The sequence below is a fragment of the Pseudoalteromonas sp. McH1-42 genome (assembly GCF_022347845.1).
GTDB lineage: Bacteria > Pseudomonadota > Gammaproteobacteria > Enterobacterales > Alteromonadaceae > Pseudoalteromonas > Pseudoalteromonas rubra_D.
On record NZ_JAKRFU010000012.1, the window covers coordinates 140914 to 155055 of the forward strand.

14 protein-coding genes are annotated in these 14142 nt (G+C 46.7%); 4 read left to right on the top strand and 10 right to left on the bottom strand.

All coding sequences use genetic code 11. The features are described from left to right. Positions 1-8: 8 nt before the first annotated feature. Together MHN31_RS12285 and MHN31_RS12290 are read left to right on the top strand one after the other, a co-directional pair. On the top strand, positions 9-1784 hold the full coding sequence (locus MHN31_RS12285; RefSeq protein WP_239444385.1) for an MFS transporter: 1776 nt from the start codon (positions 9-11) through the stop codon (positions 1782-1784). Positions 1785-1902: 118 nt separating this feature from the next. After that, positions 1903-3180, top strand: a complete 1278-nt coding sequence (locus tag MHN31_RS12290; RefSeq protein ID WP_125561699.1) for an amidohydrolase family protein — start codon at positions 1903-1905, stop codon at positions 3178-3180. A gap of 67 nt (positions 3181-3247) precedes the next feature. On the opposite strand, the gene MHN31_RS12295 is transcribed toward MHN31_RS12290, so the two are convergent. After that, complete coding sequence (locus MHN31_RS12295; protein WP_239444386.1) at positions 3248-5044, bottom strand: serine hydrolase domain-containing protein; 1797 nt, start codon at positions 5042-5044, stop codon at positions 3248-3250. A gap of 369 nt (positions 5045-5413) precedes the next feature. Here MHN31_RS12295 and MHN31_RS12300 point away from each other — a divergent pair, with 369 nt between their 5' ends. After that, positions 5414-6550, top strand: a complete 1137-nt coding sequence (locus tag MHN31_RS12300; RefSeq protein WP_239444387.1) for a helix-turn-helix transcriptional regulator — start codon at positions 5414-5416, stop codon at positions 6548-6550. Between the two features lie 140 nt (positions 6551-6690). After that, positions 6691-7377, top strand: a complete 687-nt coding sequence (locus MHN31_RS12305) for a DUF4386 domain-containing protein (RefSeq protein WP_239444388.1) — start codon at positions 6691-6693, stop codon at positions 7375-7377. Positions 7378-7545: 168 nt separating this feature from the next. Here the strand turns inward: MHN31_RS12305 and MHN31_RS12310 are convergent, their stop codons facing one another. From MHN31_RS12310 to MHN31_RS12350, 9 genes are all read right to left on the bottom strand, one after another. Beyond that, positions 7546-8259, bottom strand: coding sequence for a hypothetical protein (locus tag MHN31_RS12310; protein ID WP_239444389.1), 714 nt, complete (start codon positions 8257-8259; stop codon positions 7546-7548). A 4-nt stretch (positions 8260-8263) separates the two neighbouring features. Continuing rightward, positions 8264-9256, bottom strand: a complete 993-nt coding sequence (locus MHN31_RS12315) for a S66 peptidase family protein (RefSeq protein WP_239444390.1) — start codon at positions 9254-9256, stop codon at positions 8264-8266. A gap of 9 nt (positions 9257-9265) precedes the next feature. Continuing rightward, positions 9266-10054, bottom strand: coding sequence for an alpha/beta hydrolase (locus MHN31_RS12320; RefSeq protein ID WP_239444391.1), 789 nt, complete (start codon positions 10052-10054; stop codon positions 9266-9268). Between the two features lie 55 nt (positions 10055-10109). Beyond that, complete coding sequence (locus MHN31_RS12325; RefSeq protein ID WP_239444392.1) at positions 10110-10406, bottom strand: antibiotic biosynthesis monooxygenase; 297 nt, start codon at positions 10404-10406, stop codon at positions 10110-10112. Positions 10407-10588: 182 nt separating this feature from the next. Further along, positions 10589-10960, bottom strand: a complete 372-nt coding sequence (locus tag MHN31_RS12330) for a VOC family protein (RefSeq protein WP_049866046.1) — start codon at positions 10958-10960, stop codon at positions 10589-10591. A gap of 321 nt (positions 10961-11281) precedes the next feature. Then, the gene (locus MHN31_RS12335) at positions 11282-11713 is read right to left on the bottom strand and encodes a GNAT family N-acetyltransferase (protein ID WP_239444393.1); all 432 of its coding nucleotides are present in this window, start codon (positions 11711-11713) and stop codon (positions 11282-11284) included. A 37-nt stretch (positions 11714-11750) separates the two neighbouring features. Then, a complete protein-coding gene (locus tag MHN31_RS12340; RefSeq protein WP_239444394.1) occupies positions 11751-12128 on the bottom strand; it encodes a hypothetical protein in 378 nt (125 codons plus the stop codon). A 115-nt stretch (positions 12129-12243) separates the two neighbouring features. After that, positions 12244-12870 carry a hypothetical protein gene (locus MHN31_RS12345; protein ID WP_239444395.1) on the bottom strand — a complete coding sequence of 209 codons (627 nt, stop codon included), beginning with the start codon at positions 12868-12870 and terminating at the stop codon, positions 12244-12246. A gap of 173 nt (positions 12871-13043) precedes the next feature. After that, positions 13044-13646: a hypothetical protein gene (locus MHN31_RS12350; protein WP_239444396.1), complete on the bottom strand. Its 603-nt coding sequence runs from the start codon at positions 13644-13646 to the stop codon at positions 13044-13046. Between the last annotated feature and the right edge of the window lie 496 nt (positions 13647-14142).

Below are 14142 nucleotides of genomic sequence, written 5' to 3' on the forward strand. Positions count from 1 at the left end.
CCAAGTCAATGTCGATAAATACACCCTCCAGTCAGCCAGGGCCTGAGTTTCAAACTGGAAATATTCAGCATCGTGGGTTTAGCCGCGCTTTCTATGTGGCTAATCTGATGGAAATTTTTGAGCGGTTAGCCTGGTATGGCTTTTTTGCTGTGTCGTCTGTGTATATGACCACGCCCAGTGCACAAGGGGGCGTGGGTTTTACTGATCTTGAGCGTGGTGCTGTACAGGGGATAATTCCATTTTTTCTTTATCTTTTACCTGTGCTGACCGGCGCACTGGGCGATCAGCTCGGTTATCGAAAAATGTTTTTACTGTCGTTTGCCATCATGGCACCCGGCTATTATTTGCTGGGTCAGGCGCAAAGTTTCTGGCCGTTTTTTGCTGCGTTAAGTTTGGTTGCACTGGGGGCTGCGTGTTTTAAACCTGTGGTTGTGGGTACCATTTCTCATAGTACCAATGACAGCAATCGCGGCCTGGGGTTTGGTATTTTTTATACCATGGTGAATATTGGTGGCTTTCTGGGTCCTTTGCTGGCCGGCGCATTGCGCGCTATCAGCTGGGATGCGGTGTTTATGATGTCGGCATGCTGGATCCTGGTTAACTTTATTCCCGTGTTGTGGTTCTATCGTGATCCGCCCAGTCTCAAACGTGAAAAAGCCTCCCTTAGCAATGTGCTCAGAGAGGCCCAGTCGGTATTGGGCAATGGTCGTTTTGCATTGACTTTGCTGGTTGCTGTCCTGCTGCTGATGTGTTCAGGTGTCGAGGTGCTCAGCTATGCGCAAGCATTCTCTTGCATTGGATTGTGGCTGGTGATTAATCTGATCTGGGATCGCATTGCATCGAAAGTAGGGCCGTCGAATGTCAGCTGGTGGGCTCAGCCAATGCGGGTGAGCAATGTGCGTTTTGCTTTGTATCTGGCCATTATTGCCGGGTTCTGGACGGTGTATAATCAGTTGTTTTATACCTTGCCCTTGTTTATTCGCGATTATGTAGATACGCGCGACTTGTTGAACTTTATCGCCTGGTTTGGTGAAGATGCTGTCTCGTTCTTTGCCTATGTCGACAGTGCGCAGCTGCAAAAAGCAGTGCAGGCATTGCATACCCAGTTGCAGTCAGGTACTCAGCCGACTGCTGAAGCGCTGCGCCTGGAGTGGGTGCATTTGAAGGTAAATGTGCCAGCCTCAGAGCTTTCAGCCCTGATGGCACACTTACAATCACTGGAAGTGTTGACAACGATTCAGTTGCAGCAGTTTACCAGCGCGTTGTTAGCATATCGCCAGATTAACCCAGAGTACTTGATTAACCTCGACTTTGCGGCCATTGTGTTGCTACAGATCCTGGTGAGTTATTTATGTCAGCGGATCCGTCCTTTTTACGTGCTTACGGCCGGACTGGTGGTGATGTGTTGCGCGTTTGCTCTGATGGCAGTAGAGCTGACAGCCACGGGAGGCGCGGTAATAGTAACTGTGATCCTGCTGATTGCATTGGGCGAAATGCTCACCTCTCCGAAGAGCCAGGAGTATGTGGCCAGCATTGCACCGCCTTCTCAGGCAGCCTTATATATGGGGTACTACTTCGTCTCCATGGCACTGGGTTTCTTGTTCGCCGGGTTCTTATCTGGCTGGAGCTATGCAACTCTGGTGCAACAGGATGGCCGCCCGGATTTAATGTGGGCGCTATTTGGTGGTCTTGCCTTGCTGACAGCGATCGCTTTGTATTTGTTTAATCGATATGTAATCGAGGGCTCAACGCACGAGATTTCATCTGCACCACAGACAAGCTAGTTAGTGTATTTGCAGCCTGGATACGTGACGTTGATTGCTTTTAGTCGCAGTTAGTTTGCCTTTGTCTGCGTGCTGTGACTAGACTGACCCGACTAATTACTACAAAAAAGAAGCGAATATGTTGAAAACAACTCTGATCAGTGCTGCTGTGCTTATGGCCTGTGGCAACGCATTTGCTGACACCTTGATTCTTAATGCGGATGCTGCACTGGATGTGAAGACGGGTAAGTTGATCCGCCCGGCCACTGTGGTGGTTGAAGATAACACCATAGTGTCTGTGGCACGCAGTAATCGCAGGGCTTACCCTGAAGACGCGACAGTGATTGACCTCAAGGGCCACACATTATTGCCCGGATTATTTGATATGCACGTGCATCTGACCGGAGATTCTCAGGTTCACGGTTATAAACGTTTACGTCGTACAGCACCGCGTTCGGCAATTACAGGGGTGCGCAATGCCAAACGCACATTGGCTGCGGGTTTTACTTCCGTTCGTAACCTGGGCGCACCAGGTTATGCCGACCTGGCATTACGAGATGCCATCTATGATGGTGATGTGCCAGGGCCACGGATATTTGCATCGGGCCCTGCGCTTGGGATCACCGGTGGCCATTGTGATAATAACCTCTTTACCCATGAGCATAAGGTGGTTGCAGCTGGTGTAGCGGATGGTCCGTGGGCCGTCAGGCAAAAAGTACGTGAGAACATCAAGTATGGCGTCGATGTGATCAAGTTCTGTGCAACAGGTGGTGTATTGTCAAAGGGCACTAAAGTCGGCGCACAGCAATATTCTTTTGAGGAAATGCAGGCATTGGTAGCTGAAGTCCATTTGCGAGGATTGACGGTTGCAGCGCATGCGCATGGCACCGACGGTATTAAATCTGCTATTCGCGCCGGGGTCGATTCAGTTGAGCATGTGAGCTTTTTGGACGATGAAGCCATTGTGCTTGCCAAAAAGCACGGCACTTACTTTTCAATGGATATTTACAACACAGAATATATCCTGAGCGAAGGGGAAAAGGCCGGTATTTTACCTGAAAGCCTGGATAAAGAGCGTAAAGTGGGTGGCACCCAGCGGGCGAGTTTTACCAAAGCCGTTAAAGCTGGCGTCAACATGGTATTTGGCTCCGATGGTGGGGTTTACCCCCATGGCCAAAATGGTAAGCAGTTCAGTCGTATGGTTAAATTTGGCATGAATGAGCTACAGGCGCTTCAGGCTGCAACCATCAACTCGGCATCACTACTAAAAATGCAGGACAAACTGGGCTCTTTAGAGGCTGGAAAATTGGCCGACATTATTGCTGTACCAGGTAATCCGCTGGAGGACATTCAGGTTATGGAAACCGTTACTCTGGTGATCAAAGACGGCAAAGTAGAAGTGGATCAACGCCAGTAACAGGAATTAGCGTTTTAAACATACCGGCGACAGGCCGGTATGTTTGATTTTATTCGCAGGCTTTTGCTCATCGCCAGAATAGTACAGGTAAGTGACCCCATGCTGTCAGGACTGCGCACAACTGTAGGGCCATTATAAGCACTATACCATCTCTCATACTGCCTTTTGTTGTTATACCTTGCTGGTAACACTGCCACAATGAACAGATCAAACTGAATGGCAACAAAGCGGTCAGAATGGCAAGTGAAACACTCGCCAGAGTGACATCGCCAAAAGCCAGAAAAGACTGATTTAAATACAGGATGATTGGCACAGTAAAGGCCAGTAAATTCACTAACCCCCACCGCAGGCGCCGGAATCCAGTAAAACGTTTGGTTACCAATCGGAACAGCGCAAAGATCAGAATGTATAAAAAGCCACACAACCCGAGTAGCAGGCTGGCCCAATATAGCGAGATTTCAACAGTATTGGCTTTTTTAAAGGTTTTCAGGCCGTTGCTCAATATTAGTTCACCGGCCTGGTTGGTAAAAAACACATGAGATGCCTGAGTTCGTTCGGAGTCCCGGTAAAGATCACCTTCGATGTGGTGCAGTATTCGAGGGGCACTTTGCAACGAGTGTAGAGTGATCTGCTCACCAGATGCCGCGACCCAAACGAGACCGAATAATTTATCAAGGAACTCAAATTCAGCCATATTATTGGGCGACAGTTCATACAAACCAAGCCAGGCAGACATGTCCTTTGTCGATGTGCCGGGCTGAGCAACATCGGTTTCGCTTAACTCAAGTAATTCGACAAACAAGGCTTTGAACGCTTCATAGTCGGCGCTTTCACTGTCCGTGTTGATAGCGTAAAAATACCCTTTCTTTTGCTCCGGGAACACGCAGATATTGGCGCGAAAACCAAAAGTTGTGCCTGGGTGGCAATGGCCGATAACACCATATCTGTCGCGGTTTGCAAATGCCAGACCCCGGCCAATTTCCAGACCCGCTTTGTCTGCGTTGGTCATGTGGTAATCAAAAAGTTTGTCCATTAATTTAGGGTCAACAATGGCTTCTCCATTAAGTACGCCATCGCTCAATACAAACTGGATGAACTTGATCATGTCTGACGCAGTTGTGGTGAATTGACCAGCAGGTCGGGTATAAACAGGCACGGCGTTCTGAGCAACCTGGTTTTCATGGTATCCCATGGCCAGCGTGGTGTTGGTACCTTGACTGGTAAATTCGAAGGTGCTGTCATGCATACCCAACGGAATGAGCAAGTGTTGATCCAGGTAAGCTTCATAGCGTTGACCGGTGACAGCTTCTATTACCATACCAAGCAACGTATAGCCCATATTGGAGTATGAATATTGAGTACCGGGCTCAGTTCTTATTTTGAGTAGCGCTTTATTCTCTGTCGGAAAAGCCTCAGCAAGTGGCGTAACTGGTGTGGGCGTGGTACTCAGAAATTGCCACATACGAATGTTGTCCAGCCCGGCTGTATGAGTGAGCAGATGCTTAACACGTACAGGTGCACGGGGTTCCCAGGGGTTATTAAAATGCAAGTGAGGCAGCAACGGCTGAACCGGGGTTTCGAGTGTCAGCTGCCCCTGAGAAATTAACCGCAAAACCCCCAGTGACAGTACGGTTTTGGTGACTGAGCCAACATGTATTTTTTGATTGGGTAGCATCTTCTGCGAGTGTTCAATATTGGCATATCCTGCGCTGCCCGTCGTGATCTGTGCCCGAGTCACTATGCTCCAGGTGATCCCCGACAGTGCCTGCGCGTCTAGCAATGTTTGTATTTTGGTATGCCTGGTCTCTGCATAGGTCAAATTTGACAGCAACAAAGTGGCCAATATGATAAGACTTCTGAGCATTGACTTCTCCTTACCTGGCTCTGGTCGTGTGCCCGTACCGCGATTTCCGAACATTTGTTGATGTAAAAAAGCTGAGGGCTGATAAATTTCGCCTAAATTTAACAAGTTACTGTGTGAAAAAGTAGTGAAGGTAGGGCAATAAAATCCGTAGTGAGATAGAAGACACGATGAGAATTCGTGTGGCTAGTGCTCGTTCAGTCTTTTATATGTGTCAGGGTAAAACCCTAACATATTGTAAATATTGATCTTCTATTGGATAATTGAAAGACTAAAATAATAATAAAAATAAAGCCGAATGGCAGCATGAGCGATAGTGGTTAAGCAAGATGGCTCATTGTTTCGTAAGGCGCTTTTTTCGGGGAGCAATAAATGAATGTATTGGGCACGCTAATTTACGCCTGTATGTTTGGTATACTGGCGCTGGCTTTGTTGCAGGCGGTTAATAAACCCAGGCAAATGCAGACAACTTACCTGATAGCTTTGTTGGTTTTACTGATCATCCATGTTTGCGGTGAGCTAGTCGTATATACGGGCGCTTATCAGTACGTCCCCTGGCTGGTGGGGGCTCAATATCCCTTACGTGTACTGCTTGGGCCTGCTTTGTATTTATATGCCTGTGCCACTATGTCTCCCAACCCTGAGTTTTCAAAACGCACCTACCTGTGGGCGCTGTCGGGCCCGGTTCTGGTGATTGCGGTGATGTTACCGTTCACCATCAGCCTGAGCTCTGCTGAAAAGCTGGCACTGGCAGATCCGGCCACCCGTAACCCTGAGCACTATAAGCTGGCGTTATTTTCCTGTTTTGCAGCAACGCAAATCTTTGTTGTGTATACGGCTGTTTATTTCTTCCGTGCATTGAAACTGCATCGTCGTCATCGTCAGCAATTGATGGAGCGGTTTTCCGAAATAGAATCACGCTCTCTGAGCTGGTTTGGGGTCATTTTACTGTTCTGGGGATTAGTGTGGTTGTGCTACGCCACCGGTTACATTTCCGTTTTTTATGGCTGGCGTTGGTTCGGGCAAGGCGTGATTTTGCCTATCTTTGAAACTTGCGTCTTACTGGCATTTGCGTATCTTGCGTTGAAACAACCCATATTGGTTAAGGCCGATAAAGGAGAGCCCAGATCTGAGCAGCCGCGCACGTCGACGGTCAGTTTGGATAGAATGCAACGCATTGCGGTTAAGCTGCAAAGCGCGATGAAAGAGGAGCAGTTGTTTATGGAAGAAGACTTATCTTTGAATAAACTCTCCAAAGCAATTGGTATCAGCGAAAACCATATTTCAGAGACTCTATCGCAATTGCTAAAAACCAATTTCTTCCAGTTTGTGAATGGCTATCGGATCTCACATGCCGAAAAACTGCTCAAAGAAACGGATATGCAGATCCTGACTATTCAGTTTGAAGTTGGCTTTAACTCAAAATCGACTTTCAATACGGCATTTAAAAAAGCCACAGGGCTCACACCATCTCTGTACCGTAAGCAAGAAAAGGCTGTAACAGCCTAAAAAGTATATGAATAAAAAGTTCGAACGGGCCCAATCGAACGACAATTCTGAGGCACTCCCTGACAATGGCGTTACCAAACACGCACAGGCCACAACCGAATAGAGGTTGCCTGATATTATCATTGTAGGGAGTTTTAACTATGTCTCACCAACTAGCGGCGCGTATTGCCGGTTTTTTATTTCTGATCTCGACCAGCTCTTATATGTATGCTGACACCATATTGTCGCCGCTACTCAGGCTGCCCGACTTTCTTAATCAGGCAGCACAGAATCAGTCAACACTGGCGCTGGCTTCGTTACTTGAGTTTATTAACTGTGCAGCGGTTGTTGGGATTGCCATTGTGATTTATCCCATTATTAAGCGATATAGCGAACGGGTTGCGATTGGTTATATTGCCGGCCGTGTGATAGAAGCAGCTATGCTGACATCTGGTGCGGTGATGTTGATGACATTCGGGGCAATGGGAGAGAAGCTGGCAGTCAGCTCGGTGATGCACAGTGAGCAGCTTTATATTATGGGCAGTGCGCTGAAAACGGAGCGCTATTTTAGTTTCCTGATGGGGATGATAGCACTGGCTATTTTCGGATTCCTGCTGAACATCACTTTGTTTAAGTATCGCCTGGTACCGCGTGTATTAGCAGGTCTTGGGTTGCTCGGTTATGTTATGCTGTTATTGAAAGTGCTGTTTGATTTCTTTGATGTGAGTATGGGTGGTGCCTGGATGTATATTCCTGGTGGCTTGTTTGAGCTCCTATTACCACTTTGGCTCATTTTCAGAGGGTTTGATTTGAGCGTAGAGCCGCAGGTAGGCACATCAGGCAAATAAGCAGGATGGTCGGGCAATGGATGTGTCCCGTTGGATTTTGCGTTAGCGGTATCTGTATTCTATTGGCTCTGCCAGCGCTTTATCAATTCGTCTTTACTTTTATTTCCTTTTGGCATGTGTTCTTCCGAAGCTTAAAAGGGGGCATTAATACCAATACTAAGACCAATATTAAAAGCCATAGCCAACACCATAACTGAAAATAACAGCAGCGATAAATAGCACTAAGCATGCTTTGGTACTTTTAAAGTGCCAGCGTTGTGCACGCCCTATTGAGTAGATGAATAGCCCTGTGAGCACAACCGTGGGTTCGTAGAAAAACCGCACTGGTGCATCAAACGGAAAGAAGAACAGGCCATGGATCAGGCGACCCAGCCCGGGTGGTAATAGCATCATAGCTGCAAGGAGTATCCAGTGGGCGTGTGCATGCGGTGAGTCAGTGCGCAAAATAGCTTTATACATGAATAAAATAAAGGCAGGAAAAAGTACCAGATCCAGACTCAATACGAGCCGAAAGATAGTGGAGGTATTAAACTGAGTCTGAATTATATTGGCGTATAGCGATAAGGTAGAAAGGACAAACGCTAGTAAGACACAGGTTGATAAGTACCCAAGAATGCGATGATGGGTGTAGCGCTGATAGTGAATGAGTGTTACCTGAACCAGCATGCCAGCGATCCATAAAAAAGACACCGAGGCGTGCGAGTGATGCGCTTCAGTTAAGGATGAAAATTGCAGCACATAACTTGGAATAAACCCCAGTAATATCAGCAGGCCAATTGCCCAAAGCCACTTAACATAGAAGGACATGGGCAAGGCTGAGTTGGCGTGCTGTACAGTGTGTGAGGCGTGTTTATCATCCGTGGTGATTAAGCTCTGTGACATGCTTTTATTCTGTTGAGCCTGAAATGTATGGTGATACTTTTATCGAGACGGTCTCTTTATGTGCATTGATCTGACATCGCCCGCCAATTGGTACAGTAAAGATGGGTGTAGTGTGGCCAAAGTCGAGATTGCACACAACCGGGCAGTGTTCAAGTTGCTCAAAGCTGCGCAGAATCTCAACCAGGTCGTTGAGTTCGACTTTACTGTCTTTTTGAAACCGGCCAATCATCAGGCCCTGAATGTGTTCTGCTCCCCGGTGAGACAATAAGGACTGTAAATTGCGTTCGAACTCCGTCAGAGTCAGCTCTCCAAGGAGATTGTCTTCTTCTAAAAACAAGAGGGCACCTGTCAGGTCTGGCATATACTGGGTTCCCTGTAACAGGTTGAATGAACACAGGTTGCCGCCTAAAATAGTGCCTTCACAACTTCCCGGGTTGACGATAACCGGGCCTGCATTTTTGATAAATTGCCGCCTGGTCTGATCGATAAACCAAAGATCATCTGACCAGGTTTCTGATACATCCAGTACATAGTCAGTACCGCGTAGTAATGCGTGTTCAAAGTGCTTTAAAGTGTACGCAAAGCCCTGTTGCATACCAAATGATGAAAAGTGTGGCCCCAGAAAAGTTATCTCACCTGTTTTGGCATAGATGGCATTGAGCAGCACGGTGATGTCTGAATAGCCGCACAGGGGCTTAGGTTGAGCACGGATCGTTTCCCAGTCAAGGTGTTCGAGTATTCTGTTGGCATTATGACCACCTATAGTGCTTAGGATCAGTGCGACGTTAGGATCTGCATAGGCTTCATTGAGATCTTGTGCTTTGTCTTTTATCAGTTGCGCCGTGGTATCCGATTGGTGGATGTAGTGCTTTGCAAAATTACATTGAATATTAAGCCCCGCCAGTGTTTCAGTGGCAATGGCCACGGTCTCATCGGATAAGATATTTGCTGACCTGCTGGGTGAGACAATACGTGCGATTTTCTTTTGCGTGCTCATAAACTTCCTCTAATTCGTTGATGCAGTAGTGGTGTCTGCCGTAACAAAAAACTGCTGGATGATAGGACAAACCAGCTCAGGTAATTCCTGGTGGGCGGCATGCGCGGTGAATGGAATATTTGCAAAGCTTGCGTCAGTCAGCTTTGCTTTGAGCGCAACGGCTTCTGACAGAGAAAATAAAAAGTCATCATCGCCTCGCATGATGAGGGTAGGGCATGTGATCTGGCTTACCAAATCGCAAGGATATCCCGACTCACTGGTATCGAGCCAGAGCGTCTTCACCGCACTAACCAGAGCAGGGAAGTCTGGGGTGGGATTTGAGGCGTTATAATATGCGACTCCTTCAGGAAATAATTCTGTCCAGAGTTCGACCGTCAGGCCTTGCAGAGTGTCAATGGTCGGATCATTTTCTTCCAGCCGCCAGGTCGACCCCAGGGTAACCAGGCGAACAACCTGCTGAGGGTTCTGCGCTGCCAGGCGATAGGCAACGATACCGCCATCACTGAAGCCAAACAGGGCATATTGCCTGATACCCAGCGCACTAAGCAGGGCTTGTATGTCTTCCTGATACTGAGCATAGGTCAATGGTGCATCGCCCAGGTGCGACTTTCCCTGCCCGCGTAAATCGATGGATATCAAACGGAAGTGCTCAATCAAATACTCACTAAGTACATCCAGGTCCCGGGTTGAACCCAGGCCACCATGGAGCATGACCAGAGGCAAACTATTTGGATTACCACTGAGTTCATAGTGGAGCAGGGTGCCGTTGATGTCTGCATATGCTGACTGCTTATTCATGATCATATCCTTTAACTGCGTTGTTATTATTCGACATTGTACTTTGGGAGCCGCGTTATCGTGTTCTGTCCTCTACCTCGTCAAAAGTTTCTACCGAAATACGTTTTGCAAGTTCACGCATCCGCTGCATTTTTTCCGGGTTGCTGTTATCCCAGAAGTGCAGCCAGTCTTCGCGAGAACGCCATTTGGCTATGGTCAGTACTTTGTCTGGCTGGTCGGTGCTTTGTAACATAAAACTGCCAAGTGCACCGTCAACAGAACGGTGTATTTCATCGGTTGTTATTTGCCATGTGGCATGAAACTCAGTCATATTTTCAGTGGGTACCTGCCACTGATAAATCACTCTGAACATAGTTAATTATCCTTAATGTCATTCTATGACCTGCCATATGGCGCAACGACAGCAAAAGTGTGGCTGAGCTCTTAGGTGGAGAGGCTATCATGGGTTGTATTGAGCTGCACGCGGACCCTGTGTGCTGAGCGATGTCTCCTGACACAGGCTGTCAAAGAGATACTCAGCCAATCAAAAAGTGGTTACTCAGTATGCAGGGCAATGCAGTTGCCTTCTGAATCTTCAAATTCCGCAACCCAGCCGAATCCGCAAATAGAGGTTTTGGGGTAGAGGGTTTTTCCACCCAAAGACAAAACCTTGGCCAGCGTGGCATCTATGTCTTCTGTATGGAAATACAGCCGTGCCCCCGCTTTAGAAGGAATATAACTGTCTCCTTTGACGAGTGCGCCGGTGATCCCGGCTACCTGATCGTTTGATGGGAATAGAGCCATGTCGTGACCATCGATGAGGGCACGTTCGAACTCAAAGCCAAAAACGGCTTGATAAAAGGCCGTGGCGCGATCTAAGTCGGTCACCGGAATTTCAAAATATCTCACTGGGTTATTCAGAAGCATCTTTTCCGCCTTTTTGAGGTGTTTTGTTTAGTATGGCACGTCTTGGCCATACTCTGATTTTAGGAGCTAGTTGCTCTGTGTCCAGAACTGGTTTTGAGCCACCTGCTCTCTGTGATACATGCTTCATGGTGTCTCAGTCATATTACGTTTGTGTGCTCATCGTATGATATGTGGGCTGAAAAATGTCCTATCCGCTAACCCCATTAAAACGGGAATTGGCGAAGTTTACAAGTGGTTTTGTATTGGGAACAAACTAGCATTTTCTACAGTCAGAAAGGAACAATCAGGCGCCTATGCTCACTCCTTTAAGCGTGTTCAATTTCATTTGTTATCAGAGACGGCCCTGAAGACGTGTTGCACCTTGCTGTGCTTGAACCCAATGGATCCATAGAACGCATGTGCATCCGTTCTGACTTCATTACAGCGAACTCGGTATTGACCTGGCTGGTGCGCTAGCACGTGTTTTACCAGCATGCGACCTACGCCCTGGCCACGGGTATCAGGGAGTACAACCAGCCCACCAATTTCATAAAAGCTGTTGGAGGCTAGCCGCCGGGCGAAGAAAACATGTATCCAGCCAACAATACGACCACCTAGCTGAGCGACGAATACCTTATCGTCCGGAGAGTCCAGCAGTGCAACGAGGTTGGCATGAGATTCCGCCGGTGACAGACTTGTGTATCCGAGGTGCTCAGAGACCTGAGCAATTTCCTGTGAATCAGACGCTAACGCAGCTCTGATGATAATAGCCATATGATTGTCCTTAAAGGGGTATGACGGGTAAAGCACTCTATAAAGTTGGTGGTGTTAAATTCAGTTGTAAGCGCATTTTTTCCTTGAATTTAATTGGGAACACCAGGTCAACATCGTGGGATGTTGCTTTAGCTGCTGAGTAAAGTCGCCTGGCAGAATTTAGTGCCCTGATGACAGGCTCTCTAGGTAAGGTCGCCGGAAAAGTTTTTAAGTTTTCCAGCTTTACAACGTGCCCTTGAGCGTCAAAAAACAGGGTGGCTGTGATTCTGCCTTCGCTGTGTTGAATATTTGCTTTGTCAGAAAAAAGAGGGTCCGGAACTTCAATCTGGATTTCACCAAGCTCTATTGCGATTGGTGGCAAGCAGCTCAGTGCCTGGAAACTGATTGCAAATAGGATGGTCAGTATGTAATTCACATTCTCTCCGGAGCGTACTTAACATCAAAAGCGGGTTTAGTGCGCCACTCAGAGTTTATCAATCTTGCTGGATCATTCACTTCTGACTGGCGGTTTGTTACTCAGCGTTTGTGATCTAGAGCTTCTTAATTAGCAGCTGAATGCCTTCATGCTCTGTAATTGAGATAAACGGTCTGTGCCCGTTTACTTCAAACTCACTGTATTTGATTGTGGCTTTTTTATCAAAGCCTAATTTGTTGGCAAAGATATGCTGAGAAATATTGCCGGTGGCTTCGGCCTGTGCGTATTGAAACCCCTGAGCTTTGGCCGCTTGTAAACATGCTGAAATGAGTGCAACCACCATACCTTTTACTTTGACATTGGCATCTGTGGCAACAAATTTGATATTCAGATAGGTGTTTTCTGTCAATTCACCTTTGTTGAAGTAGGTATTATTTAGCGAATCAATCAACGCCGCTATCGGGTTCTCATTTCCTTCAGGTGATGCATTCACTGAGTCTGACAAATCTGAAGCCAGTAGCACGCCGATAACTCGACCCGAGTTAACCTCCTTAGCGATGAACCCCATGCCCTGAACGGCACATTGATTTGAAAGGTAGTGGATATAATCTGAAAATTCCTGCGGATCTGCAGTATTTAAGTGCGCCAGTGGCTCTCGTTCATGGAACTCTTTGACTAGCAGTCTGGCGGCTTCTTCAGCACTGTGGGTGTCTATTTTTTGAATGGTGTAATCAATTGGCATGTGATAAATCCCGGTGACATAGTGACCCTTATTTTACAGTACTCACAAGGTGGAGTCAGAACATTTTGGCCAAGGTCAATGAGGTCACCGGGGGGGCGCCTTCAGCAGGTGCGGTGTTGAGACTTCTTTGGTGAGCACTGTGGTGGGAGTGCGTAGCTGAGTGTCTCAAAGCATCACCCTTTATTAGGTTTGAACTGAGATATTAAAGCTTCAAATTCTGTCTGTGAAGTTGGCACATGGGTATCTAGTGTTCTGATAATGCTTAGAATATTTTCTTTTGTACTGGCAATATCGTCCTCGCTTTCGATCATTGAGACAATGTAAAAGACGCACAGGTCACTGAGCGTTGATAAAGAGACCAAATGGCTTTCTTCGGTGTCATTATGGCGCTTCAGATGCCAGTATAGAAGCTCTGTTCCATCGAGCCACGCCTGCTGATGCACTGTGACAGAGTGATCTTTGGAGGCGTGTTTTAGATAATTAAATTCATGTTCCAGATGGCTTTCTAATATGCTTTTTATACCTACTTTTTTTGCATCCTTGTCAGTAAATGAAGCAATGGGGATAGCCACAATCTGATAAGGGGTCGCCTGATATTCAAAGTGCGTAGCGCTCTTTGGGGCGACTTTTTCTGCAAACTTAAGGCTAAAGTAGCTTTGACATTCAGGATATCCATTCAGCCACTTTGTGGCGCCATTATTTTCCCACGCCCACATACCTGCATGGCCATTCAGGCTGAGTGCCATTAAGATAAAGCTAATATACTTAAATTTCATGGTTTTTCCTTAAACGTGAAGACTTACAAGAAGGGCATGATTGAGTTTACAGCCAGTGAAACAACCCACTCTCGGTATTCTAAAACTCGCATCTGCCTGCCTTTTGCAATTACTTTACACCAACACGTCTGAAAAAACTTCCGATAATGTCACCATATAAGTTTTGAACGGTTTGACCTCAAGGAAGCTGTTGTTTGAGCACTAAAGCTCAGGCTGGTTTGTGAGCGGAGGGGAGTAAAGTGGCGCTTTTGTAACACCTGTTACTTTCAGGTTACGTGAAAAGAATTGACGTTAGGCAAACCTGTTATGGGTAATAAAGGCTGGGTTAAGCGAAATTAAATTACAAAAATCAATAGGCTAATGAAATATTCACTAAATTGAAAAAAACTAATGTAAATTTAAATTTACAAACTTTGTAAACATAGTTAAATAAATGTTCTATTTTGTTGTTTATTTTTTCTTCATATGCGCTACATTTTGATTGGAAATTAACCAA